A 24070-nucleotide genomic window follows, 5' to 3' on the forward strand; every position below is an offset into this window, starting at 1 on the left:
ATCGATCGAGCTTAACCAGGAGCGTAATTCAGAGACCGTATTTTCATAATATTCCGCGACGCGTGGATCGGCCGTTAAAACCTTAGCATCATAATACGATAAAAAATATTCTTCACGAAATCGCGCCCGTCTTTCTAAGGGTAATTCTGGAATCTTTTTAAAGATAGCATTGATTTGATCTTGAGTAATGTGTAAAGGCGGTATGTCTGGCTCAGGAAAATAACGATAATCAGCGGCTTCCTCCTTGCTGCGTAACTCAACAGTTTTACCGGTGGTATCTTCCCAGCCACAAGTGCGTTGTTGCTCAGGCGCTTGCTGGTTTTCCCACAACTTGGTTTGTTCGGTTATTTCATAAATTAAGGCCTGCTCGGCCGCTTTAAACGAATTCATGTTTTTAATTTCCGTTCTGGGACACAAAGCAGTATCCCCAACTGGACGCAATGAAATATTTACATCCATGCGCATGTGCCCCTTTTCCATATCGGCATCAGAGATACCTAAATAACGCACTAACATTTGTAACTCTTGTAAGAAAATGCGCGCCTGCTTTGGTGTACGTAAATCCGGACGGGTCACGATTTCAATCAGTGGGCAGCCAGCGCGGTTAAAATCTACCATCGTGGCGGTGGCAGTATGAACATTTTTAGCCGCATCTTCCTCTAAATGGATCCGTTCAATGCCTATTTCTAAAGGTGTGGCATCATCTGGATAAATCACCAATTTTCCATTACTGCAGAGCGGTAAATCGTGTTGGGAAATCTGATATCCCTTAGGTAGATCAGGGTAGAAATATTGTTTACGGTCAAATTTGGTAAATTCAGCAATTTTACAATTAAGGGCTAACCCCGCCAATATGCCCATATCAACGGCGGTGGCATTTAACACTGGCAAAGTACCAGGATGAGCCAACGAGGTGGGATTAACAAATACATTCGGTTCTAACGAATCAGCGTTAGAATCAGCCGAAAACATTTTCGACTTAGTGTTTAGCTGAACGTGTATCTCCAGCCCAATAACCGCCTCGTATGTTTGCTCCATATCTAGGCTAGTTTGCCACAAATCACATTACCGGTCAATTATTCTTTACTAGCTTCAGAATCGCTTAAGGCCTGTAGCATTACTTAACCAACGATGTAAGTATTCAGTGGCAATCACATCATCTTCATTATAATCGATAATGTCTTGCAAAACTTGTTTATCTTTGGTTTCTAGCCATTTTTCGTACCAAAAAATACTTTGCGCTCCACCGGCCTTAGGATGACGCCATTTATAGTTTAAGAATTTTGATTTGGCTATATCTTTAATAGAATAAAAATACAATGGGAAGATCACTGACTCTTGAACGGTTTTACACAGATCAATGAAATTTTCAACAAATGGTGCCACGATATCTTCACCACCGTAGGTTTTGGCCATACCCAAAACACGCGAGCGTTCATAATCGGCAAAGTGATAAACTTTATACCCGTTAATGGGTAATGTTCTTATCCAATCTATAAATTCCTGCCACAAGTGAGCTTCATCTTCTGGTTGTTCGGCAATAAAATAGACATATCGACCCGGTTTTTTACCATCCACTATCCAAAAACCAAACAAGTATTGCACTTGCAATAAAGGGTCACCTTCAATATCAAAATAGATTTTGAGTGGTGCTTCAGGGATAATTGGTTTTTGCAGCCAATAAATATCATGATTGATCAAAGCTTGGGCTTGTAACTTTATTCGCTTCAAACTGTCTGCGCTTGTGAAAGGGATGATCGGTAAACTGGCCAGATCAATCTTGGCAGCATCATGCACAGTTTTAATACCCAGCGTGCGAAAAGCGGTCAGAGCGCGAGAATCTAGTTTATAGATCAAAGCAATATCATCGACCGCTTCGGCTTCACGAATACATTCTTTAAACCAGGGATTTTGTTTACAGGTGCTGACTAATTTTAACGGCGGTTTTTTGCCTTCTAAGATGGCCAGTATTTCTTTAATCTTTTTCCAGGTTTTTACTCGATGCATTTCACTAAGTTCAATTGGTACTCGCTGATACTCACTATTGATAATTTCACAGTCTTGCGGAAACACACCTTGGATTTGCTTTAAAATCAAAGCATATAGGGTAAGTTGCAACCAGTGAGTTGGTTTGACTCGTTTAGAATTTTTTATATCCACTGGCCGGTAATAATAATCACCAAACTTTGATTTACCAGGTAATTTTTCAAGCAAATCTGGCCGTCCTTGATAGCATACTCCTTTTAGCACAGCTCGAATTGAACCTTGATAAATCAGTGGTGTTCCGGCCCGCATCAGCCGGTCAGTTTCAATATAACCAGCTTCACCTAATTGAGTCGCAACTGATGTTATTGCTAAACCTTTAATGTAGTCATCTTCATGCAGCACGCCCTGCTCTAATAATTTAGCGGCCAGTTCAGGCATGTCACCCTTTTTGGATTGATCACCATACAGATCACGCCAGATCCAATGTGGACAGGTAGCGTAACGAAAAAACAAAGATGGATTGAAGGTCAGCATTCCTATTTCAAATGGTGTTGCACCCGTTTAACTAAGTCTTCTAATGTGATAGATAATTTTTCAATATATTCCTCTGCTCCCAGTGCTAAACCCCTGGTAATATCAGATTTCTCAGACAGATTAGAAAATATTATCACCGGAATTTTCTTATAAGCATCGGTCTGTTTAATTTTCTCTAAAAAAGAAAAACCATTCATTTTTGGTAACCATAGATCTAATAATATTAAATCAGGTTTATTGAGTTTTAATTTTTCTAATGCGTCAATGCCATCTTTGGCCATAGTGACGTCAAGTTTAGCATTCTGAAACTGAATATTTAATACTTTTGCCAAAGGCGCTTCATCCTCAACGATGAGAATTTTTTTCATATTTTTTTATTATAAATGATTTTTCATATTGTCGGGGTACCGAGACTCGAACTCGGAACCTCACGAACCCGAATCGTGCGCCCTACCAATTGGGCCATACCCCGCCTACATCTAAACCCGCGGAAACCTGAGGTCAGATTACCTAATTTATATTAATATGGCAACTTAACTTAAGTATCATTTAATTATAGATCGTATCCGGTGTACGATAAATTGAAGCTTTTGTTGATGAGGGGGAAATCGGGCACCATGTTATGCAAGCCGGCGTGACTTAATAGTGTCCAGTTAATGAAGGATGGATCCTGTGGTGCCACTCGGGAGAGGGTACCAGTTTTATCAGTGGTTACAAAATAGAGTATTTCGCCTCTCCAACCCTCCACTAGCGCTGTGGCCACGGAATTGTTTTTTAATGCTCCTACTTTTTGTTTGATTGACCCAGTTGGTAATGCTTTTAAAGCCTGGTCAATTAATTCAAGTGCTGTAAATACTTCTTTAACACGAACGTAAAATCTGGCATAGACATCACCACTTTGCTCGGTAGCAATGGTGGGTAACTTAATTTCTGTATAAGCCGCGTAAGGAAAATCAATCCGCACATCATGCGCAATACCAGTGGCTTTAGCAGCCACACCGGTTGCTCCGCAGCGCAATACAATCTCCTGTGTAATTTTACCAGTTCCAGTGAGACGATTAAGCAGTGTGCCACTACCTTTAGCAATGGCCAATACTTCCATAAAATCTTGTTTAATGTCAACCAACTCAACACGCAAAAGTTTTGCGGCAGCACTAGTAATATCTTGTGTGACACCGCCGCAAATATTAACTCCGCGTAAAAACCGGTTACCGGTTAAGCGCTGATTGATTTGCATAATTCTTTCCCGCAGTCTGGCGCCATGTGCTCCACCAAAATTGTAGCCAGTATCCAACATGATGGCACCAATATCACCGAAATGATTGGCTAGTCTTTCAAGTTCAGCATAGATCACACGTAAGTAATTGGCACGATTTGGAGGTGTAGTATCAGATAGTTGTTCGAGTGCTAAACAATAGGCCAAGGCATGACTAAAAGAACTATCTCCGGAAATTTTCTCAGCTAAGCTAATTGTTTTATCAAGCGGCAATTGTTCAAATAATTTTTCACTGCCTTTATGAGTGTAACCCAACTTTGGTTCAAGCAGCCTGATGGCTTCTCCCATAACACTAAAACGAAAATGACCCGGTTCGATAATTCCAGCATGAATGGGGCCTACGGGAATTTCGTATATCCCCTCTTCTGGGAGCGTGGTAAATTCATATTGTCCAGCAGTAACATTATCTGGTCGTGTCTGCCAATTAAAATCCTTACGTAATGGGAATTTATCGGTTGGCCAATTGTCGTGGAGAATAAGTTGTCGTTGATCGGCCAGGCCATCGGCCTTAAGACCAAAAAAGGTTAAAAGCTTCCTTTCGTAATAACTGGCGGCGGGTAGCAGTTTGGATAAAGACGGAAAATGTTGGTTATCAGCTATGGACAGACACAAAATTACCTCCCCAAATACATACCAGATTTTATCATCAGAGGCAGTGATCAATTTCAAACTTAGATGCTTAACTGTAATCAATTCTGTTACAACATTTAGTAATTTTTCAGGTGTAACATTAATTATTTCTGTCGGCATCATATTAGTATTGTACCGCAACATTATTGATTAAAATCTGTAAAAAGGGTGGCAGCCAAAAACCCAAATATAACACTATAACGAGCAGTGCTAGCGGTGGTAGAATCAGCCAGACACTTTCTTTGGTAGCTACTAGTTGAGTTGGTTTTTCACCGAACATCATCGCGGAGGTGTGTTTTAAAAAGCCAATAAATAAAACGGCCATGAGCAACAAGACCAGGACGGTACTGACTGGATAGGTTTTGATGCCGATAGCAAGAATGGATAATTTGGTTAGAAAAATACCAACGGGTGGTGCCCCAGTAATGGCAAAAAAACCAGCCAAAAATAGCCCACCCGTAATTGGAATGGCAGTCAAAACGCCCTTAACATTGGCAATTTTGGTAGAACTATAATTTAAAAATATTGTACCAGAGGCTAGAAATAAAGCCGATTTAATAAACGCGTGGTACATCATGTGAAAAACCGCCGCCAGTGCGCCTAAGCCACCCAGACCAAAGCCGAGCAATATAATTCCCATATTCTCAACACTGGAATAGGCTAACAAACGTTTGTAATTTTTTTGCGTAAAAATAATCAGTGCGGCAAACAAAATTGAAACACCACCAAATAATAAAAATAGGTGTCCGGTAAAATCCGGTCCAATCACCAGGTCGGTAATTAACTTAAATCTTAATACCGCCATCAAAGCGACATTCAACAAAACACCCGAGAGCAGTGCCGAAATTGGTACGGGGGCTTTGCTATGGGCATCCGGTAACCAGGTATGCATGGGAGCAAGACCAACTTTTGTGCCATAGCCAACTAAGACAAAAATAAAAGCGATGCGTGCGATCACCGGATCAAGGTGTGTGGCGGCTATTGCCAAACCTTGCCAACTGATAAACCCACTAGTCAGGTTTGCCTCGATCGACGTGAAATATAATAAGGTGCCGAAGAAGCCTAATAATAATCCAATAGAATTAATAATCAGATATTTCCAGGCGGCTTCGGTAGCGGTCGGTTTGTTATAAAAACTAATCAAAAATGCCGTGGCTAAGGTAGTTGCTTCAATTGAGATCCAAGTAAAAATTGGACTACTCGACGATACCGCTAAGAACATCGCCATCATAAAGAGATTGAGTAATAAATAGTAGTGTTGCACCTGCTTATAACTAATAATATTTTTAGCAGTTTCCGTTCTGAGGTACGGAATAGAATAAGCCACGGTCGCCAAACTAATACAGGCAATAATCAACAGCAGTAGGGCGCCCAAACTATCAACTGAAAAAAATGTCAAGGCATCATAACTGCCTAGAGCGGCCACCGTTTGTGACACGATAACAGCTTCGACGAGAGCCATAACGGCGGCGAGTAGTGTAGCGCCTTCAATGAGACGGCGGTCAGTCGCTAATACAGTAATTAACGCGGCTCCGGCTAAGGCTACTAGAATAATGAGTATGGCCATAATTAATCTTTTAAGTGTTTCATTAAACTGGTATCGAGTGATCCAAAATGTTGATAAATCATTCTTATAAAAACAGTGGCAATAACCAGCCAGATCAGAATATCAAAAATAATGCCGATTTGCAGGACCGGCGATTGTTCTAGGCCGGCAAAAATAGCAAAAGCGACAATGCCATTTTCCAGAGATAATACACCAATGGCCTGAAATAAAGCATCTTTCCGATTAACGATTAAAAACATCGCCATAAAAATAGCGGCCAAGGATAACGCTAATAAACTATGCTGCGCCGGAATAATATTCGTCAGAGCCGATAAATAATTGGAATGTGCCAGCAGCGTTATTACGGCAATGACAATCAATGTCAGTGGCATGCTTAAATAGTTGCTGACGGAAAAGTTTAGACTGAGTCGTTTGATTAGACCGGTAAAAAAGACGGTCGCCAAAATAACTTTAACGATCAGGGTTAATAACACGACAATGAGTAAAGAAAAATTATTGGTTTCAAAAAATGAATTAAGGAGCAGTAGTGTAATAATGACCGATTGAATCACGTAAGCTATTACTGTGCCAAAATTTGTCTCAATTAGGTGTAAGGAAATAATGGTTAAAAACATTATTCCCAGTAAAACTTGTAAAACAAATATACTCATACCAGTTGTAATAAACTAATGGCGATCGCACTCAAGATGAAAGACGTAATCAGCAAATTGGGTAATTGAAAAAATCTATATTTAGCAATGGTTGATTCAATAATTGCAATAACCAAACAAACCCCAAATACTTTTAACAGCAGTACAATAATTCCGAATATAATGGCTAACCCGCTGGTTTGCTGAGCAATGCCATAGGGAAAGAATAAATTAGCCCCTAACGCCGCTAGAATCATGAATTTGTTCGCCGCAGCCCATTCCATTAAGGCCAGTCTTTTGCCGGAATATTCAAGAATCATCGCTTCGTGAATCATAGTCAATTCCAAATGAGTCGCCGGATTATCAAATGGGTAGCGACCCGTCTCTGCTAATAGCACTATAAAATAGCTGGCCAGGGCAAATATTATCGGCAGAAAAAAGTGGCCGGACAATAACGCGGCAGAGTTGGACATAGCAAATAAATTAGTTGTGCCGGTGATTAAAGAAATTGTGAACAGGGCAGTTAAACAACCGGCTTCAGCCAAAGCAAAAACTGTCATTTCCCGGCTTGAACCAAAGCCACCAAACCCGCTCCCCGTATCCATCCCAGCCAAGGCTAGAAAAAACGTCCCAAGCGCCAACATGTAGATCACGACCAGTAAATCACCGGAATATGGGTTACTTAAGAAAGCGGCGAATAATGGGATGCTAACACCAATTACCAGTGTGCTGGAGAAAATAATAAATGGTGCAAACCGAAAAATCCAAGACGCCTCACGACTAATAATTTCATCTTTATGTAGTAACTTCCAAATATCGCGATACATTTGAAAAATACTGGCACCAGTACGACCCTGTAATTTGGCTTTTATCTTTTTAATAATACCCAAAGCTAACGGAGATAATAGCGGTATGAAGAGTAATTGAATTAACCAACTAATGACCAGCATAAAATTATTGTGATAGCAATTAGGATATATAACACATAAACATTGATATTACCACTTTGAATCGTTTTAGCACGCCGTGAAATATTAACGACCACGTGATAGAGTGGCTGATAAAAATATGTTTGGTAGATGGTTGGTGTGCTGAAGGAAAATATTTGCACGATTGACCTGGCAAAACCGGTGGCCGTAATTTCCATCCGGGCAGTGGGATCTGTACCACAATTCCAAGTGTCACCAATTGTTGTAGTTTGTTTTTTATAAATTAACTTTTGGATAATTAACCAAACCACCAGTAGTGCCAGCACTAAACTAAGCAAAATAGCTGGCCCAGAGACAGTGTTTAAATTGATGGCTAGTTTATCAACTGGTAGTTTTTGTATAACAAAAATTTCATGACTGATTTTATTTAAAAGTAACATAATATTATTGGAAAATACTCCAAACAATAAACACAGTACAGCCAGCGCACCCATGCCCAACTTTAGTGGCCAAGTTGATTCTTTCGCCTGGCTTACTGCTGAACTACGCGGTCGCGCTAAGAAAGTTGCGCCAAAGGCTTTAACAAAGCAGGCCAGAGCCAGACCACCAGTTAAAGCCAGTGCACCGGCGGCTAAAACAAACAATGATTTTACAAAAACATCGGCTGTGCCCATGCCTTGCAGTAAGGCTTGATAGGTTAACCACTCACTGAAAAAACCATTAAATGGCGGCAAAGCTGAAATGGCCATTGATCCAATCAGAAAATAAACAGCTGTTTGCGGCATAAACTTTATCAGCCCGCCATATTTTTCCATGTTGCGCGTGTGCGTTTGATTAATCACCGATCCGGCACTAAGAAACAGTAAAGATTTAAATGTGGCATGATTTAAAGTATGAAACAACGCTGCCACTAAGGCCAGCACTGCCAAGGCGAGATGGTTGGTAGAAGAAAAAAACATGGCACTACCTAGTCCGAGTAAAATAATCCCAATATTTTCAATACTGTGATAAGCCAGCAACTTCTTTAAATCATGCTCAGTGAGCGCATATAAAACACCCAGTACGGCTGAGGCTGACCCAACTATGAGAATGGTTATTCCCCACCAGGCCGGAATCGGCATAAGTACATCCAGAAATAACCGCACCATCATGTAGATACCAGTTTTGATCATGACGCCGGACATTAGTGCGGAAACATGCGACGGTGCGGCGGGATGGGCGCTAGGTAACCAGATATGAAAAGGAATAATGCCGGCTTTCGTTCCAAAACCGATTAACGCGCAGACAAAGATGATATCTTTATATACCGCCGGGATCATAGTTACACCAGATTTGATCGTACTAAAATCAAATGAACCGGTAAATTTGTACATTAATAAAAAAGCCAGAATGATAAAAACCGTCCCAACGTGTGTCATGACCAAGTAAATAAAACCGGCTTTAATATTGCCCGGTTCGTTGCGATCATATACCACAAGAAAATATGAGGCGATGGACATAATTTCCCAGGCCATCAAAAAGAACAAGGCTTGGCTCGATGACACAACCAAAATCATGCCAACAATGAAAAGGTGATAAAAGAATCCTAAAGATCCAAGGTTATATTTACTATAATAGTGTTTGATGTAGCCCAGACCGTAAATTGAACAAAACAACGCAATTAAAGAGATGATGAATATGAAGAAAGCCGCTAGTTTATCAATGTGAAATGAGGCTGAGAGCAATGGAAACAAACTCGACTGTGCGGTTAAAACCACTGCCTGACTTTTATTAAATGCACCAATCGCAAAAAGAATTCCCCAACCGGCCGCCAAAATTCCCCAACCATTTTGCCAACCATTGGCTAGATTATTATTTTTTTGGCAGACTAAAGACCCGAGTGCACCGCAGACATAAAATGCCAGTAAAATAATGAAACCAGTGGGAGATGAAATAAAACTTAACATGATGATTAATTAAGAATCCGGAGTAAATGAGTTAGAATGGTGAGCGGCGACGGTGGATCCCCTGGGATGCAATAGTTAACTGGGATCACATCGTTCACACCGTCAGCGCTGGCGTATGATCCGCGATAAATGCCGCCATTAATAGCATCGTCCCCCACCGCTACAACTATCTTAGGGTCAGGTGTCACGGCGTAAGCGTGCCGTAAAGCCTTGACCATATTACGCGTCACCGGCCCAGTTATCAAGAGCAGGTCGGCGTGTTTCGGTGAGGCGACAAAGTGGATACCAAACCGTTCCACATCATAATAACTATTAGTGAGAGCCACCAGTTCTTGTTCGCAGGCATTATCAGACCCAGCATCAATTTGTCTGATCGCTAAAGAACCGTGAAATAATTTTTTGACACGCTCATTTATGGCCTCGCCAACAACCAATAAATCTGGCTCAGCCACAGTGTTTGGTGCCGAAATAACAGTAGGTTTTGTTGTGATAATTTTTTTAAAAAGTCCAATCATATTGACTAATATTCATGATGTGCCGATAGGATAACTAATTTACTCTAAAATGGCAACCCAAGCTCTTGGTTCGCTGCAAGGCCGCCTGTAAAATCTGTTCCCCCACCGTGGCCATGTTGTATAACTCTGGCGAACCTTCCTGTTTAATGGTTTTTTTCAAAATCTGCATGGCGGCCAAGCCGGAGGCTAAGCCAGCCTTTGTGCGCACAATACCGCCCGCTTCCCACATGATATTCTGTAATTGTTGTTTTAAACCAATTAAAGTATCTGAATTATTATTGAATATTTTAACAGCATGATTATGATTAGGAATATTTTTGTGTTTTTTGGTCGGAGTGATAGATATAATATTTTTCGCGGCTCGAGTAGCAAATACCAAACACTCCAGTAAAGAGTTACTGGCCAGCCGGTTAGCGCCTTGCACACCGGTTCTGGCGACTTCACCGATGGCATATAAACCCGGCAAAGAGGTTCGACCGGCTGTGTCGGTAACAACACCACCGCACATGTAATGAGCGACCGGTGTAATTGGAATTAAATCTTTTTCTAAATGAAAATTATCTTTGGCTAAGGCTTTGTATATTCCAGGAAAGCGTTGTTTGAGAAAGGCTTTAGTTTCATGGCGGAAATCTAGATAGACCAAACCCTGGCGTTGTTGCCGAAATACTGCTCGGCTGACGTAATCACGCGGCTTTAATTCAGCGACGAATCTTTGGCCGAGGTGATTTACTAAATGAGCACCTTCACCCCGCAAGGCTTCTGAGAGTAAAAAGGGTTGTTGGCCAGGTAGATAATAAGCCGTGGGATGAAACTGCACAAACTCTAAATCAGACATTTTAGCACCGGCGCGAATAGCCATCGCCATGCCATCTCCGGTTACGACACTAGGGTTGGAGGTGTAGGGATAAATTTGACCGGCGCCACCAGTAGCCAGCACGACAGCATCAGCGAAATAATGGTTTTTATTGGTTTGCACGCCAATTACTCGATTATTTTTTTTAATTACATCTAGCGCAAACTCCCATTCATGAATTGCAATAGCGTGATGTTTTTTTACAGCAGCAATTAAGGCTTGCTCAACAATTTTTCCGGTCATATCGGTAGCATGGACAATGCGCCGATAACTGTGTCCACCTTCTCGCCCTAAATCCAACTGGCCTTGTGACTTATTAAAAGCCACTCCCAATTTGATTAGCTCTTTAATCTGAGCCGGTGCTTCATTAACTAATAACTCGACAGATTTTTTTACATTATGATAAGACCCGGCTTTAAGAGTGTCTGCAATATGTTTACTAAAGTTGTCTTGCGGATCAAACACAGCGGCGATACCACCTTGGGCATAACTAGAACTACTTTCGATAATTTTATTTTTTGTAATCAAAGTGACATGACTATGTTCAGCGCAATGTAAGGCGCAATACAAACCAGCCACACCACTACCAATAATAATTACCTCTCGCTTCATGGAATAATGTCTAAAGAAATATCTAAGGCTTTAACTGAATGGGTGAGAAAACCCATTGAAATAACATCAACACCAGTTTTAGCATAGATCTTTATATTTGTCAGGTTAATATTACCAGATGCTTCAAGAATATATTTATTACGAAGTTTATGTTTGGCTAGCCAGTGTACGGCATAGAGCAATTTATTGGGTGAGAAATTATCTAATAATAAGATTTGAAATTGTGGATATTGCACAACCGCCCGTTTTAATTGAGCAATTGAGTCTATTTCTAATTCACACAATTGTTTACCGAAATTAGCCTTTTTTAGACTGGCATGGTCGAGTAAGGCTAAATGGTTATCTTTTACCATGATACCATCACCTAAGTGCAGGCGATGAGTTAAGCCGCCTCCTAAACTGACCGCTTTTTTATCTAAGCCACCCCAAGCCGTTTTGCGGGTGGCGGCAATTTTTACTTTGTCCTGCACCATTTGCACACATTGTTTAGTCAGTGTGGCAATACCAGATAAGCGTTGTAAAGTGTTCAAAACTGTCCGTTCACATCTTAAGATACTTCTAGCATTACCTGATAATTTTAAAAGCACGGCTTTTTTACCTAAAGTTACTGAAATATTTTCACGTTTTAATAGCCAAATAACCTCATCTAAACCGGCTATAACACCCGGTTGTTTTTGAATAATTTGCGCCTGACACTGTTGGTTACGGGAAATCAATTTTTTAGAAGTATTATCATAGTAGGCATCACTGGCGAGCGCTCCAGCTATATAGCGTTCGACTTGCTCACGATACCACGGGTGCGTCATTGTTAATTCACTACTGCGATCGTAGTAGCTACTAATGTTCATAGGGCAATCATACGATCAATAGCTAGTTTGGCTTTTTGTTGGATGTCATTGGGTATAGTGATAGCAAATTGATTGTACAGTAAACTATCATAAACTTTTTGCAGGGTGATCTTTTTCATGTATTCACAGATAGCCGTGTCTTTTAGTGGGATATAAGTTTTTTGTGGCGCGGCTCGCTTCATGCGTTCAATAATACCAACTTCTGTGCCGATAATAAATTCTTTAGCCGGAGATTGTGTTACTTCTTTGATCATGCCGCTAGTAGATAAGACTTTGGCTGAGGTTAATTGTGCTTGATTCATCATATATAAACATTGACTGATACAGCCACATTCTGGATGTAATAAAATTTCAGCCTGAGGATGCTTAGCTTGTAAGGTTTTTAAATGTTCCGCTCGAAAGCCGGCGTGAACATGACACTCGCCTGGCCAGATATGTAAATTGTTTCGCTTGGTGATGCGTTGAATGTAAGCCCCTAAAAACATATCTGGACCAAATAATATTTCTTGATCGGCTGGAATACTTCGCACAATTTTAACTGCGTTAGATGACGTACAACAATAATCCGATAAGGCTTTAACTGCTGCAGTGGTGTTAACATACATAACAACTTTAGCTTTGGGATGTTCACTTTTCCACTGCACTAATTGATCGGCAGTGATCGAATCGGCCAAAGAACAACCGGCCGCTAAATCTGGCAACAACACGGTTTTTTCTGGAGCCAAAATTTTGGCGGTTTCGGCCATAAAATGCACTCCACAAAATACAATTGTTGCAGCCGTGGTGGTGGCAGCTTGCCGTGATAATTCAAGCGAATCACCAATAAAATCGGCCGCATCATAAATTTCCGGCAATTGATAATTATGCGCTAAAATAATTGCCCGGCGCTCTTGTTTAAGCTGCAATACCCGTTCCAGCAATGACTGGTTCGATGATTGGTTGGATGCTTGATGGGACATAATGTTTCCAAATATCGTTATGTTGCTTGATCAATCGTCGAATCACTGTACCGTCAATGGACACACTCACGGCTGGATCCAACACAGGAATGCCCTGCTTTCTAAATAAGAGTTGTACCAACCGATTGCCACTAATTACTTGATCGAAACCACTTGGGTAAGCAGCATACACGGTTTTCTTAACATGATCAACCCAATGGGCATCATCATGAATATCCGGTATGGCAATAACAGGGATACCGGGTAAAACAATTTCAAGGCACTGTTTCCGTTCGGCAAAAGACAATGGATTATTAGTCGTACGCGCGTATTGACTGCTACCAATTCCCACTAGTATGGTACCGGAAAATTTTTTCAAGACAGATAAGTGACCAAGATGTAAAGGTTGGAATCGTCCAATAAATAATGATGTCATAATATTATAAATGTGGTGGTAGAACTAATTTATGTTGGGCAGATTTTTGTAATTGCTTTATTTTCTCTACAACAGTTAGATTAGAATAATCTTTATCTTTTAAGACGCTATCGGCCATTTGATAAGTCATACCTAATTCTGTTTCATCTGTTTGGCCAGACCATAAACCAGCCGATGGGGCTTTGGAGATAATCTGCTCGGGTACACCCAATTGTTTGGCCAACTCCCACACCTGGGTTTTATATAAATGAGCTAACGGTGCAAGATCTACTCCCCCATCACCATACTTAGTAAAGTAACCTAACTCGAATTCAGTTCTGTTACCCGTTCCCACTACTAACCCACCTAATTCATTCGCCTGCATATACAAAACAGACATTCTTACTCGCGCCTTTAAATTACCCAATGATAACGCTGAGATACTTGGCTCAATTTTTTGAAATTCATGAATAATAGGGTCAATATTAATTACCCTATTTGTTATTTTTAATTTACTAATTACCAATTTAGCATCATCTAGATCTTGTTGAGTATTAGAGCCAGATGGTAAATAAAAAGAATAAATTTTATTAGTAGATATAGCTTTAGTTAGTAGATAAGCTACTACTGTTGAATCTACTCCACCACTCAAACCAATCACGGCCGGCTTATCATGTAAGTGTTTTTTTAAGAATGTTACGATTGGTTCAATCATAAGCCCGTACTGCCAAAACCATGATCATTTCTATCTGTCACAGATAAATTATCCGTCTCAATAATATTTGGTTGCACAATTGGTTGAATTAATAATTGAGCAATTTTTTGACCAGATTTTATGATGTAATTTTCCGAACCAGTATTATATAAAGCAATTTTTATTTCACCCCGATAGCCGGAATCGATCACACCGGCTAGAGTGGTTACGCCGATTTTAGTGGCAATACCAGATTTATCCCACACTAACCCTACATAACCATCAGGAATGGCCAGACTTATACCTGTTCCTACCAGCCATCGTGCACCTCCAGCAATCGTGCATTCCTCAACCGAACAGAGATCTAACCCAGCATCAGTGGTATGGGCATAGTGCGGTAATGTGGCTAAAGGGTTTAATAATTTAATGGGTAAATCCATAAAACTTACCTAATAATTGGTTAAGATCAAATTGGACATCACTTAATTTACGATTAGCGTTAATAATTACCCAGTTAGCTTGTTGCTTGGCGTACTGCAAAAAGTACTCATGGACGGATTGATGGAACTCGAGATCAAAATCATCAAAGCTGTTCATGGTGTGATTAGTCTGCACCCGTTTACGTTCAATGCCAATGGCCGGATCAATATCTAAATAGATAGTTAAATCTGGTGTTAAACCAGAGCGAGCGAAGTCTTCCATTTGGATAATTAGATTTTCCGGTTGTAAATTACGAGCACCAATTTGGTAGGCCAAAGTTGAACCGGTAAAACGATCACATAACACAGTGGTGTTTTTATCTAAGGTCGGTTTAATAATTTCAGCCACGTGTTGCGCTCGATCAGCTAGAAATAATAATAGTTCAGCTCGGGTCGCTACTCGTTCTTCTAAAATAAGTTCTCTAATTATTTTACCAATTTTAGTACCACCCGGTTCATGAGTAGTAATACTAGAGATCGAGTGCTGTTTTAAAAAATCACTGGTTAATTGGACATGTGACGATTTACCGCTCCCCTCACCACCTTCAAAAACTATGAATTTACCAGGCATAAATTTTAGCTCCCATATTAAAATCTTCTTCGTAAACTCTCTCAGTGAATAATACCACAGGTTCAGCATCTAAACTATAACCCTTCACCCAAGCTTGGCCGCGACTGGCCTGACTAAATAACACAGTACCATCGGATAAAGCGGTGACATCAATACTGCCAGTAAAATCACTACCAAACGGTTGAAATGATTGACCAATTTGTGCGCCGGTTAGAGAAAATACTTTAGCCGTACCAACATCATTACCATTGGTGGTAACAACTAATTGATTATTAAATATTGCCAGATTACAACTGGTAATAGTACTGCTATGGCGAAATGGATTAAACTGATTTACTATCGTGCCACTCGTATCCATAGTCATCACCTTGGCCTTGTTAAGGTAATTACCACACAGATAAATAGTACCGTCTTTGATCACCATGTCTGTAGCGAGAAAGTTTGGTGGTGAAATAGTCCAGATTAATTCACCGATCATACTGTAAGATGAAATATTATAAGTATTTTTATCGGCAATAATAATTTGGTCGTTGGATACTGTTAAAGCACCAATTCGAATATCTGGCAGATCAAACTGATTAATCTTTAACTGATTAATATTTTCTCCAGTTGCTGAGAATATTTTAACGTGATTACCACGAGCGGTAATGATATTGTCATTTTCAACAGCCAAATATGTCCGTTTAGCAGTATTTTCGCGATAAGGAAAAAATGATTTAGTAACTGAGCCACCGTACGACCATTGCGTGATCTCAGCATTGCTGCTGCCACTTTTCATCGCCACAAACATTGGTACCGTAAAAAGATATGTATCCTTTGTAACAGTTCGATTCACCACAGTTTTGTTATTAAACCAATCTCGAGCTATAATTTTCACGTATAATTTCCCATCGGCGTAATCAGAAATATCAACTACACTTGATAGCACGTAAGTCGGATTGGCGTAATTTGAAATTGTCTGCCAAGTTTCATTATCACTACTAACTTTAATACGAACGGATTTAATAGTACTACCCTTATCACCTATTGTGCCAGTGACAGACAAGGAATTTCCAATCACGGCTCCATTTTCTAAGTCTGGGATAAAGGTGGGTTTCCAAATATCTGCTAATAAATGTTCCGGAATAAAAGTAATTGGGTCGTACCAGTTGGCGGCTTCGGCTGGATCATGCACGTGGCCGTAATAGATCCACTCACCAGTGTAAGCCGCTTTGTTAATACCGAAATGCAAATGTACTGGCCACCCACCATTATTAACAGTGTCACCTAACACTCCTATAACATCCCCCATCGCCACTGTTTGCCCCGGTGTGACTCTAATATCGGTTGGATCAAGGTGCCCATACAACGATACACCAATATCAGTGTGTTCAAGCAAAACCACTAAACCAAACTGACTACGCTCTTGAGCTTCCCGCACGATGCCATCAGCGGCTGCATAGACAGGCGTTCCGGCTGGCAAATCACCGCCGACATCAACGCCCATATGATATAAACCACTACTAATTTCCTCACCTTGTTGTGTAGAAACATGCCAGGTGGGTAACGGATAGATAAAATTAGTGTCCGCCAAACTTGGCCAAGCGAAGCCAAGTAAGACAAGACTAATTATAAAGTGGCGCACCATAGGTTTACTTGATTATATAGATCATCTAGCGTGCCCGTATTATGAATTGTGAAATTGGCGTGTTGCTGCACTAGCGTTATTTCTTGTTCAGTTTGGTCACTTTCTTTTTTTTCAAACTCAGCTAAGGTCATGTTCGCTTCATCAACTTTTTCTTGACGAAATTTCGTGCGGTCATAACGTGTCTTAATGGGGGCGGTAATATTTAACAAATAAAAATCTGGTAATTTTGCACACGCCTCATATTCAACGAGATATCTCATACCATCAACGATCACTAATTGGTCTGATAGTTTGTTCAGATCGTTAATAACGACTTTAACTAATACATCATTACCAAATCTTTGTCTTAAAAATGTACCAAGGGCAACTAATTCTTGACGCGTGTTGGGTTGATATAAACGGTGTAAAATATCCGTTAAGGGTTGAGAAAATCTTACCACTTGAGCCGACTTTGTTTTTACTAAATAGTCTGCAACGGTGCCTTTACCGGCTAATTTTTCTCCAGTTAGGGCAATAATCATGGGTTTACAACGATAAATTCAACCCCGGCTTCTTTAAACATATTGGTCACTGATTCATCACGATATAATTGAGCTGATACCACTCTTACTATGCCGGCATTTAAAATCAATTTAGTACAGATCTTACAGGGTGAATGAGTGCAGTAAAGAGTTGTGCCTGCGGTAGTACTGCCATGTACAGCCGCCTGAATAATGGCATTTTGTTCAGCGTGGGTGGTGCGCACACAGTGGCCGTTTTCCATGAGATGACCAACTTCATCACAGTGCGCCAAACCGCGGGGAGCTCCATTGTAACCGGTTGAAATAATATATTTGTTTCGCACCAACACAGCACCAATATGTGCGCGATCGCACGTGGCTCGAGTTGCCACCACACTGGCAATATTGATGAAATATTGCTCAGGGGTTGGTCGCATATTACGCGCCGATGGCTAAGGGGATGGCTGGACCCATGGTACTAGCCACAGTAATTGAGCGTACAAATGTCCCTTTTGAACCAGCCGGTTTGGCTTTACGAATAGCCTCTAGCGCAGCGGTGATGTTCTCAGTGAGTTGTTGTTCAGAAAAGGATACACGACCAACGGCCAGATGAATGTTACCGGTGGCATCATTTTTAAAATTAATCTTACCTTTTTTTAAAGCCGTGATCATTTTCTTAACATCCGGGCCAACCGTGTCAGTTTTCGGGTTAGGCATTAAACCTTTTTGACCAATAATACGAGCAATTGGGCCAAGGGCCTTCATCATATCAGGTGTAGCCACTGCCACATCAAAGTCAATCTGGCTGGTAGTTTTTATTTGTTGAATAACTTCGGCCGTGCCAATGATATCAGCGCCAGCGGCTTTGGCGTCAGCTTCTTGGTTTGAACCAACAAAAGCAATAATGCGTTTGGTCTTACCGGTCCCATGCGGTAATTGAATAGAACCGCGCACGGTTTGATCGGATTTTTTAGTATCGATGCCAACTTTGATATGCAATTCAACACTCGCATCAAATTTGATAGGTGATTTTTTTACAGCCGCACATGCTTCAGGCACTGAATAAGTCTTTTGCTTAGAAATCAGTTCAGCGGCGGTGCGATAACGTTTGGAAGGTTTAGGCATAAATTAATTTTCTATAGTTAATCCCATTTGCCGAGCAGTTCCGGCAATCATTTTGCTGGCTGCTTCAACATCATTGGCATTTAAATCAGCTAGTTTCTTTTCGGCAATCTCCCGAATTTGTTTCATGGTTACTTTGCCGACTTTGTCAGTGAGAGGTTTACCGGAACCTTTTTCAATGCCAGCGGCTTTTTTTAGTAACTCGGCCGCCGGCGGTGTTTTTAAAATAAAAGTGAAACTACGATCTTCAAACACTGTAATCACAACCGGCAAAATATTTCCACGTTGCTCTTGAGTGCGTTCGTTGAATTGCTTACAGAAATCCTGGATATTTACACCATGTTGCCCTAAAGCTGGACCAATCGGCGGGGCTGGATTAGCCGCTCCTGCGGGAATCTGTAGTTTAATCTGTGTCTTTATCTTTTTTGCCATAGCAGTTATACATTAGCTTAAATCTTCTTTATTTGTAAGGGGTCTAATTCGACTGGTGTTTCTCGACCAAACATCGAGACTAATACTTTCACTTTACCATGTACCTCATCAACCTCTGAAATCTTACCTTCCATATCCTTGAATGGTCCATCGACTATCCGCACCGGGTCAGACGGCAGTAAATCCATCTTCATGGTGGGCTGATCAATACCCATGCGGCGTTGTAATTCTTTAACTTCTTGCTCAGAAATGGGTGTTGGCGTTGTGCCGGATCCGACGAAACCAGTCACATTTGGTGTATTTCTGACTACATACCAGGAATCATCCGTTACCACCATTTCTACTAGCACATAACCTGGAAATATTTTTTCTGTAATGACCTTGCGTTTACCATTTTTGATTTTTATTTTCTTCTCGGTTGGCACCAGCACATTAAAGATTCTATCCTGCATACCCATGGATTCGATTCTTTGTCTCAGATTGTCTGAAACATTTTCTTCGTATCCAGAATAGGTGTGCAAGACGTACCAGCGGCGACCAAGCGCAGCAGTTTGTTTTGGCATAAGCGTTAGGCTATTGAAATGAGATAGTTAAGACCTAAATTGAAAAGAAAATCTACCACGCCAAGAAATATTGCAAAGCCACCAGCAAAGGCCACTACTATGCCAGTACTGCGTAAGGCTTCCTGACGCGTTGGCCACGTTACTCGACGTAACTCAGCGTAGGATTCTTTTATATATTTTATGAGTTTCTTCATGATAATATCCTTAACTTAAAAAAGCCCTGCGGGCAAGTACTAGGTTACTATAAAGCCAAAAAAGAGTCAAATGTCGAGATTCGTTACCGATTTGGCGCGGGTTTGAATAAACCGTTTGCGCGGGGCGACTTCACTGCCCATGAGGATATCAAACATTTCATCGGCTTTTTCGGCATCGGTAATGGTCACCACTTGCATCATCCGGCTAGCTGGATTCATGGTGGTATCCCACAGTTGTTCCGGATTCATTTCACCCAAACCTTTATAGCGTTGAATATTCACACCGGCCACATTCTGACCAACCCCTTGACCCTCACCTTCTTCAACAACTACCTTGGTGGTTTTATTGCCAGTAAACTGACTAATAATTTTATCACGCTCAGCTTCGTCGTAGGCATAGTGTACTTCTCGACCCTTATTTAAACGATACAGTGGTGGTTGGGCAATAAACAAATGCTCTTGGTTAATCACATCAGGAAAGTGCCTAAAAAATAGTGTTAATAATAACGTCCGAATATGAGCCCCGTCAACATCAGCATCGGTCATAATAATAATGCGATTATAGCGCAATTTAGTGATATCAAACTGTTCACCAATATTGGTACCCATGGCAATAATCAAACTTTTAATTTCATTATTAGCGAGCATTTTATCAAGGCGTGATTTTTCCACATTAAGAATTTTACCACGCAACGGTAAGATGGCTTGAAACTTTCGATCTCGGCCTTGTTTGGCTGAGCCACCGGCCGAATCACCCTCCACAATATAGATTTCACATTCTTCTGGTTTGCGCGAGGAACAATCGGCCAATTTGCCTGGTAAGGTTATGCCTTCTAGGGCACCTTTACGTAAGACGGTATCACGAGCCGCCCGGGCGGCGTCACGGGCTTGTTGGGCAATTAAACATTTTCCAATAATATCTTTAGCGTCTTGCGGGTTTTCATCTAAAAAGGCGGCAAAATAATCACCAAACACGGTTTCCACGATCGGTTTTATTTCGGCATTACCTAATTTGGCTTTGGTTTGACCTTCAAATTGCGGGTCAGGTAATTTCACAGAAATAACGGCCGTTAAACCTTCCCGCACATCTTCCCCTTGTAGATTGGTATCTTTTTCCTTTAAGTAGTTTTGTTTGCGAGCATAATTATTGAGTGTTCTAGTTAAGGCAGTACGGAAACCTTGAATGTGCATACCGCCCTCAACCGTATGAATGTTATTGGCAAAACCATACACCAGTTCATTGTAGTCAGCATTATATTGTAAAGCGACTTCAACCTTCACGTTATCTTGATCTTTCTCGATATAAAAGACTTTTTCTTGTTTTACATCTTTATTATGATTGAGATGACGGCAATATGAAGCCACTCCACCTTCAAAATAATAGGTATAACTTTGTTCATTACGACTATCGCGCTGATCACGAATCACCATCTTGAGCGCTTTAGTTAAATAGGCTTGCTGACGTAAATGCTCTAAGACATACTTCCAATCATACTCGTTCACGGTAAAGATAGATGTATCGGCCTTATATTTTATAATTGTGCCAGTTTCGGTAGATTTACCTACTACTTTTACGTTTCCCTTCGATTTACCAATCGAAAAGCGTTGCTCGTATAACTTTCCATCACGTTTTACTTGGGCGATAAAATCAGTCGATAAAGCATTCACTACCGATACACCTACCCCATGTAACCCACCGGATACTTTATAGCCACCGCCACCAAATTTACCGCCGGCGTGTAGTTTTGTTAATACTGTTTCCAGGGCAGAAAGTTTAGTAACAGGATGTTTTTCGACTGGTATACCACGGCCATTATCCTCAACTGATACATAACCATCGGGCAATAGTACTACCGTAATTTCGTTACAAAAACCGGCCATAGCTTCATCAATGGAGTTATCCACTACTTCCCAAATCAAATGATGTAACCCAGCATAAGCGGTATTGCCAATATACATTCCCGGGCGCTTTCGGACTGGATCTAAACCCTCTAATACGGTGATTTGTTGGGCTCCGTAAACTGAGGCTTTCTTCTTAGCTTTATTTTCGGTGGATGGCATGAAATTTATTCGTTAACTTAGCGATAACAGTATGCCGTAAATTCTCCGCTTCGTCCATAGTTAAGGTTCTGTTTCCGCCATGCAGATACATTCTGATACCCAGAGCAGTTTTGAATATATCAAAAACCGTCAGTTTTTTTATCAATGGTTCACCGGCTTGGAGAATGACAGGTTTGATATCTGACCAAGGTGTGGCTTCAGGAAAATCCACGGAGATATCTAACTCAATACCGGGTAATTCGGAAATGGGGGTGATGGGTTTAGTAGCTGGTAGCAGGGTAGCTAGGGCAGACAGGTTTACTTCGAGAGTGGCGACAAACCATTTTTTGATTTGATCTAATTGGATAGTGTCACTGGGTAGATTTAACAATTCAGCAAAACCTTTTGTCTTTCGGTAAATTTGTGCACTATTTCCAACACAGCTTAAAGCTAAATGAATTTCTTCTCCAGATTCAAGATAAACATGACCGTACTCAACCAAGGTAAAATCACGTGCCCCGGTATTTAGATTTCTTTTTATACATTCCAATAAATTTGGGATTAAACTTTCTCGTAAATAAGGCAACTCCGGATTGATTGGGTTCAATAATTTAGTGTGACCCGTTTTATTAAATGAGTAATTACACACTTCAACTCCCCCAGCTCGTGCAGCTCGTTCAATCAGACTTTGTCCTAATTCATAAGTTGACTCAATCACTTGTGGAACTAACTGCGCCACTAATGGTTGAGGTTCAATATTACTATAACCATATATCCGAGCAATCTCTTCAATTAACTCTTCTGGAATAATTAGATCGGTACGGTGCGCGGGTGACGTTACCAACCAATCCTTAGTTACAGTACAACCCAAAGCCGTCAACGTATTTTTTATCTCAGTTTCCGGTAGTGTGACTCCAATAAGTTTATGAACATAATTTAAATCTAAATTAATAGGTTCGGTGGTAGACAAATCATTATCCTCATCAACAATATTTGAGACAATTTTAGCATCGGCTAATTCAATTAATAATTGAATAGCTCTAAGAAAACCAAGTTCCGCTAGAACGGTTGGTAAATTTTTTTCATGGCGCGTACTGGCATCGGTGCGGATAGATAATTGCTGGGCTCCTAATCGAATCGTGGTTGGATTAAAGGTCGCCGATTCTAGCGCCACTGTAGTAGTTTGATCAGTAATAGCCGAATCGGCTCCACCCATTATTCCAGCTAAGGCTAGCGGTATTTTACTATCAGCAATCACTAGAATTGAATCATTTAGTTCATAATTTTTTCCATCTAAACCAGTTAGTGTTTCACTTTGTTTGGCAAACCGCACGGACACAGTTCCGGAAATTTTATTATAATCAAAGGCATGTAACGGCTGACCATATTCACACATGACATAATTGGTAATGTCTACTACATTGTTGATCGATCTCACACCCACGGCTTGAAGTTTTTGTTTCAACCAGTCTGGTGAAGATTTTACGTTAATATTATCCAGAACGATTCCCAGGTACCGTTTACAATCCTTAACAGCTGCAACTTTTACTTTGTATGAGATGTCAGAGTTGGGGTCTGGTTGCGTTAAAGCTGGTAATTTTAGAGGGGTTTTTAAAATAACACTAAGTTCCCGCGCAAAACCGACATGAGAAAATAAATCAGCGCGATGCGTCAGGGTTTTATTGTCTATTTCAATAATCGTGTCAGTAAAACCTAAGGCTTCTGATAACAACGTACCAGGCGCAACCGATTCCGAAAAAAAATTTACCTTATCTGCACCGTCAAGAATACCTAATTCAGAGTTCAAACAACACATCCCTTGTGAGACCTCGCCGCGTAATTTTCTCTCCACAATAGTCAGACCATTTGGTAAAACTGCACCAGTTAGGGCAATGGGTAATTTTTGACCAGGTTCTAATATGGCCTTACCACCAAAGACAATCTGACGCGGCAAAGCTTCACCGACATTAAATTGACCAATATTTAGTTTATCAGCATTAGGATGTCGTTTAGCCTCAAGTACTTCCCCTACCACAATATGTTCAAAAGCAGCGGCTTGATCATGGATGGTTTCAACTTCGGCCACATGAGCTGTGATTAATTCAGCTACCTGTTTTGGATCGGCCGGTAGATCGACAAATTCTTTGAGCCAATTATAGGATAATTTCAT

25 protein-coding genes and 1 tRNA gene are annotated in these 24070 nt (G+C 40.7%); all 26 read right to left on the reverse strand.

Features of this window, described 5'->3' with window-relative positions; all coding sequences use genetic code 11:
* A partial coding sequence (gatB, locus tag WCV88_04675; GenBank protein MFA6475460.1) for an Asp-tRNA(Asn)/Glu-tRNA(Gln) amidotransferase subunit GatB occupies positions 1-1038 on the reverse strand: 1038 nt, incomplete at its 3' end.
* Positions 1039-1092: 54 nt separating this feature from the next.
* Positions 1093-2520, reverse strand: a complete 1428-nt coding sequence (locus WCV88_04680) for a TM0106 family RecB-like putative nuclease (protein ID MFA6475461.1) — start codon at positions 2518-2520, stop codon at positions 1093-1095.
* Between the two features lie 2 nt (positions 2521-2522).
* Positions 2523-2888, reverse strand: coding sequence for a response regulator (locus WCV88_04685; GenBank protein MFA6475462.1), 366 nt, complete (start codon positions 2886-2888; stop codon positions 2523-2525).
* Between the two features lie 31 nt (positions 2889-2919).
* A tRNA-Pro gene (locus tag WCV88_04690) sits at positions 2920-2992 on the reverse strand.
* 81 nt (positions 2993-3073) lie between these two features.
* Positions 3074-4549 carry an NADH-quinone oxidoreductase subunit C gene (locus WCV88_04695; protein ID MFA6475463.1) on the reverse strand — a complete coding sequence of 492 codons (1476 nt, stop codon included), beginning with the start codon at positions 4547-4549 and terminating at the stop codon, positions 3074-3076.
* A gap of 1 nt (position 4550) precedes the next feature.
* Positions 4551-5993, reverse strand: a complete 1443-nt coding sequence (locus WCV88_04700; protein MFA6475464.1) for a proton-conducting transporter membrane subunit — start codon at positions 5991-5993, stop codon at positions 4551-4553.
* 2 nt (positions 5994-5995) lie between these two features.
* A complete protein-coding gene (locus WCV88_04705; GenBank protein MFA6475465.1) occupies positions 5996-6643 on the reverse strand; it encodes a hypothetical protein in 648 nt (215 codons plus the stop codon).
* The gene (locus WCV88_04710) at positions 6640-7572 is read right to left on the reverse strand and encodes an NADH-quinone oxidoreductase subunit H (GenBank protein MFA6475466.1); all 933 of its coding nucleotides are present in this window, start codon (positions 7570-7572) and stop codon (positions 6640-6642) included. The genes WCV88_04705 and WCV88_04710 overlap by 4 nt, the downstream gene beginning before the upstream one ends.
* Positions 7551-9497, reverse strand: coding sequence for a proton-conducting transporter membrane subunit (locus tag WCV88_04715; protein ID MFA6475467.1), 1947 nt, complete (start codon positions 9495-9497; stop codon positions 7551-7553). Before WCV88_04715 ends, WCV88_04710 begins: the two co-directional genes overlap by 22 nt.
* 5 nt (positions 9498-9502) lie before the next feature.
* Complete coding sequence (locus WCV88_04720) at positions 9503-10012, reverse strand: hypothetical protein (protein MFA6475468.1); 510 nt, start codon at positions 10010-10012, stop codon at positions 9503-9505.
* A gap of 34 nt (positions 10013-10046) precedes the next feature.
* Positions 10047-11477, reverse strand: coding sequence for an L-aspartate oxidase (nadB, locus tag WCV88_04725; GenBank protein ID MFA6475469.1), 1431 nt, complete (start codon positions 11475-11477; stop codon positions 10047-10049).
* Entirely contained in the window at positions 11474-12325 is an 852-nt protein-coding gene (nadC, locus tag WCV88_04730; protein ID MFA6475470.1) for a carboxylating nicotinate-nucleotide diphosphorylase, read from the reverse strand. Before nadC ends, nadB begins: the two co-directional genes overlap by 4 nt.
* Complete coding sequence (gene nadA, locus WCV88_04735; protein ID MFA6475471.1) at positions 12322-13284, reverse strand: quinolinate synthase NadA; 963 nt, start codon at positions 13282-13284, stop codon at positions 12322-12324. The genes nadC and nadA overlap by 4 nt, the downstream gene beginning before the upstream one ends.
* Positions 13220-13699: a hypothetical protein gene (locus WCV88_04740; protein ID MFA6475472.1), complete on the reverse strand. Its 480-nt coding sequence runs from the start codon at positions 13697-13699 to the stop codon at positions 13220-13222. The genes nadA and WCV88_04740 overlap by 65 nt, the downstream gene beginning before the upstream one ends.
* Before the next feature lie 4 nt (positions 13700-13703).
* A complete protein-coding gene (locus tag WCV88_04745) occupies positions 13704-14393 on the reverse strand; it encodes an NAD+ synthase (GenBank protein MFA6475473.1) in 690 nt (229 codons plus the stop codon).
* Positions 14390-14812, reverse strand: coding sequence for a dUTP diphosphatase (gene dut / locus WCV88_04750; GenBank protein MFA6475474.1), 423 nt, complete (start codon positions 14810-14812; stop codon positions 14390-14392). The genes WCV88_04745 and dut overlap by 4 nt, the downstream gene beginning before the upstream one ends.
* A complete protein-coding gene (tmk, locus tag WCV88_04755) occupies positions 14796-15422 on the reverse strand; it encodes a dTMP kinase (GenBank protein MFA6475475.1) in 627 nt (208 codons plus the stop codon). Before tmk ends, dut begins: the two co-directional genes overlap by 17 nt.
* On the reverse strand, positions 15412-17049 hold the full coding sequence (locus WCV88_04760; protein MFA6475476.1) for a peptidoglycan DD-metalloendopeptidase family protein: 1638 nt from the start codon (positions 17047-17049) through the stop codon (positions 15412-15414). Before WCV88_04760 ends, tmk begins: the two co-directional genes overlap by 11 nt.
* Positions 17031-17570: a hypothetical protein gene (locus tag WCV88_04765; protein MFA6475477.1), complete on the reverse strand. Its 540-nt coding sequence runs from the start codon at positions 17568-17570 to the stop codon at positions 17031-17033. The genes WCV88_04760 and WCV88_04765 overlap by 19 nt, the downstream gene beginning before the upstream one ends.
* Positions 17567-17986 carry a cytidine/deoxycytidylate deaminase family protein gene (locus WCV88_04770; protein ID MFA6475478.1) on the reverse strand — a complete coding sequence of 140 codons (420 nt, stop codon included), beginning with the start codon at positions 17984-17986 and terminating at the stop codon, positions 17567-17569. The genes WCV88_04765 and WCV88_04770 overlap by 4 nt, the downstream gene beginning before the upstream one ends.
* Position 17987: 1 nt before the next feature.
* Positions 17988-18674, reverse strand: a complete 687-nt coding sequence (rplA, locus tag WCV88_04775) for a 50S ribosomal protein L1 (protein MFA6475479.1) — start codon at positions 18672-18674, stop codon at positions 17988-17990.
* A 3-nt stretch (positions 18675-18677) separates the two neighbouring features.
* Complete coding sequence (gene rplK, locus WCV88_04780; protein ID MFA6475480.1) at positions 18678-19103, reverse strand: 50S ribosomal protein L11; 426 nt, start codon at positions 19101-19103, stop codon at positions 18678-18680.
* Positions 19104-19120: 17 nt separating this feature from the next.
* On the reverse strand, positions 19121-19666 hold the full coding sequence (nusG, locus tag WCV88_04785) for a transcription termination/antitermination protein NusG (GenBank protein MFA6475481.1): 546 nt from the start codon (positions 19664-19666) through the stop codon (positions 19121-19123).
* 5 nt (positions 19667-19671) lie between these two features.
* On the reverse strand, positions 19672-19860 hold the full coding sequence (secE, locus tag WCV88_04790; GenBank protein ID MFA6475482.1) for a preprotein translocase subunit SecE: 189 nt from the start codon (positions 19858-19860) through the stop codon (positions 19672-19674).
* A gap of 66 nt (positions 19861-19926) precedes the next feature.
* Positions 19927-21921 (reverse strand): DNA topoisomerase (ATP-hydrolyzing) subunit B, encoded by a 1995-nt coding sequence (gene gyrB, locus WCV88_04795; GenBank protein MFA6475483.1) that lies wholly within the window; start codon positions 21919-21921, stop codon positions 19927-19929.
* Positions 21902-24070, reverse strand: coding sequence for a phenylalanine--tRNA ligase subunit beta (gene pheT, locus WCV88_04800; protein ID MFA6475484.1), 2169 nt, complete (start codon positions 24068-24070; stop codon positions 21902-21904). The genes gyrB and pheT overlap by 20 nt, the downstream gene beginning before the upstream one ends.

It is taken from the genome of Patescibacteria group bacterium (assembly GCA_041665365.1).
In the GTDB taxonomy this organism is placed as follows: Bacteria; Patescibacteriota; Patescibacteriia; order UBA9570; family UBA9570; genus UBA9570.

What these genes read in the sequence shown, in the direction of transcription:
- nadB (MFA6475469.1), bottom strand. Translation starts at nt 11,477, where the DNA reads ATGAAGCGAGAGGTAATTATTATTGGTAGTGGTGTGGCTGGTTTGTAT.
- WCV88_04710 (MFA6475466.1), bottom strand. Translation starts at nt 7,572, where the DNA reads ATGCTGGTCATTAGTTGGTTAATTCAATTACTCTTCATACCGCTATTA.
- WCV88_04715 (MFA6475467.1), bottom strand. Translation starts at nt 9,497, where the DNA reads ATGTTAAGTTTTATTTCATCTCCCACTGGTTTCATTATTTTACTGGCA.
- WCV88_04680 (MFA6475461.1), bottom strand. Translation starts at nt 2,520, where the DNA reads ATGCTGACCTTCAATCCATCTTTGTTTTTTCGTTACGCTACCTGTCCA.
- rplK (MFA6475480.1), bottom strand. Translation starts at nt 19,103, where the DNA reads ATGGCAAAAAAGATAAAGACACAGATTAAACTACAGATTCCCGCAGGA.
- WCV88_04760 (MFA6475476.1), bottom strand. Translation starts at nt 17,049, where the DNA reads ATGGTGCGCCACTTTATAATTAGTCTTGTCTTACTTGGCTTCGCTTGG.
- dut (MFA6475474.1), bottom strand. Translation starts at nt 14,812, where the DNA reads ATGGATTTACCCATTAAATTATTAAACCCTTTAGCCACATTACCGCAC.
- secE (MFA6475482.1), bottom strand. Translation starts at nt 19,860, where the DNA reads ATGAAGAAACTCATAAAATATATAAAAGAATCCTACGCTGAGTTACGT.
- WCV88_04770 (MFA6475478.1), bottom strand. Translation starts at nt 17,986, where the DNA reads ATGCGACCAACCCCTGAGCAATATTTCATCAATATTGCCAGTGTGGTG.
- WCV88_04685 (MFA6475462.1), bottom strand. Translation starts at nt 2,888, where the DNA reads ATGAAAAAAATTCTCATCGTTGAGGATGAAGCGCCTTTGGCAAAAGTA.
- nadA (MFA6475471.1), bottom strand. Translation starts at nt 13,284, where the DNA reads ATGTCCCATCAAGCATCCAACCAATCATCGAACCAGTCATTGCTGGAA.
- nadC (MFA6475470.1), bottom strand. Translation starts at nt 12,325, where the DNA reads ATGAACATTAGTAGCTACTACGATCGCAGTAGTGAATTAACAATGACG.
- WCV88_04700 (MFA6475464.1), bottom strand. Translation starts at nt 5,993, where the DNA reads ATGGCCATACTCATTATTCTAGTAGCCTTAGCCGGAGCCGCGTTAATT.
- WCV88_04765 (MFA6475477.1), bottom strand. Translation starts at nt 17,570, where the DNA reads ATGATTATTGCCCTAACTGGAGAAAAATTAGCCGGTAAAGGCACCGTT.
- tmk (MFA6475475.1), bottom strand. Translation starts at nt 15,422, where the DNA reads ATGCCTGGTAAATTCATAGTTTTTGAAGGTGGTGAGGGGAGCGGTAAA.
- rplA (MFA6475479.1), bottom strand. Translation starts at nt 18,674, where the DNA reads ATGCCTAAACCTTCCAAACGTTATCGCACCGCCGCTGAACTGATTTCT.
- nusG (MFA6475481.1), bottom strand. Translation starts at nt 19,666, where the DNA reads ATGCCAAAACAAACTGCTGCGCTTGGTCGCCGCTGGTACGTCTTGCAC.
- WCV88_04720 (MFA6475468.1), bottom strand. Translation starts at nt 10,012, where the DNA reads ATGATTGGACTTTTTAAAAAAATTATCACAACAAAACCTACTGTTATT.
- pheT (MFA6475484.1), bottom strand. Translation starts at nt 24,070, where the DNA reads ATGAAATTATCCTATAATTGGCTCAAAGAATTTGTCGATCTACCGGCC.
- WCV88_04740 (MFA6475472.1), bottom strand. Translation starts at nt 13,699, where the DNA reads ATGACATCATTATTTATTGGACGATTCCAACCTTTACATCTTGGTCAC.
- WCV88_04745 (MFA6475473.1), bottom strand. Translation starts at nt 14,393, where the DNA reads ATGATTGAACCAATCGTAACATTCTTAAAAAAACACTTACATGATAAG.
- gyrB (MFA6475483.1), bottom strand. Translation starts at nt 21,921, where the DNA reads ATGCCATCCACCGAAAATAAAGCTAAGAAGAAAGCCTCAGTTTACGGA.
- WCV88_04705 (MFA6475465.1), bottom strand. Translation starts at nt 6,643, where the DNA reads ATGAGTATATTTGTTTTACAAGTTTTACTGGGAATAATGTTTTTAACC.
- WCV88_04695 (MFA6475463.1), bottom strand. Translation starts at nt 4,549, where the DNA reads ATGATGCCGACAGAAATAATTAATGTTACACCTGAAAAATTACTAAAT.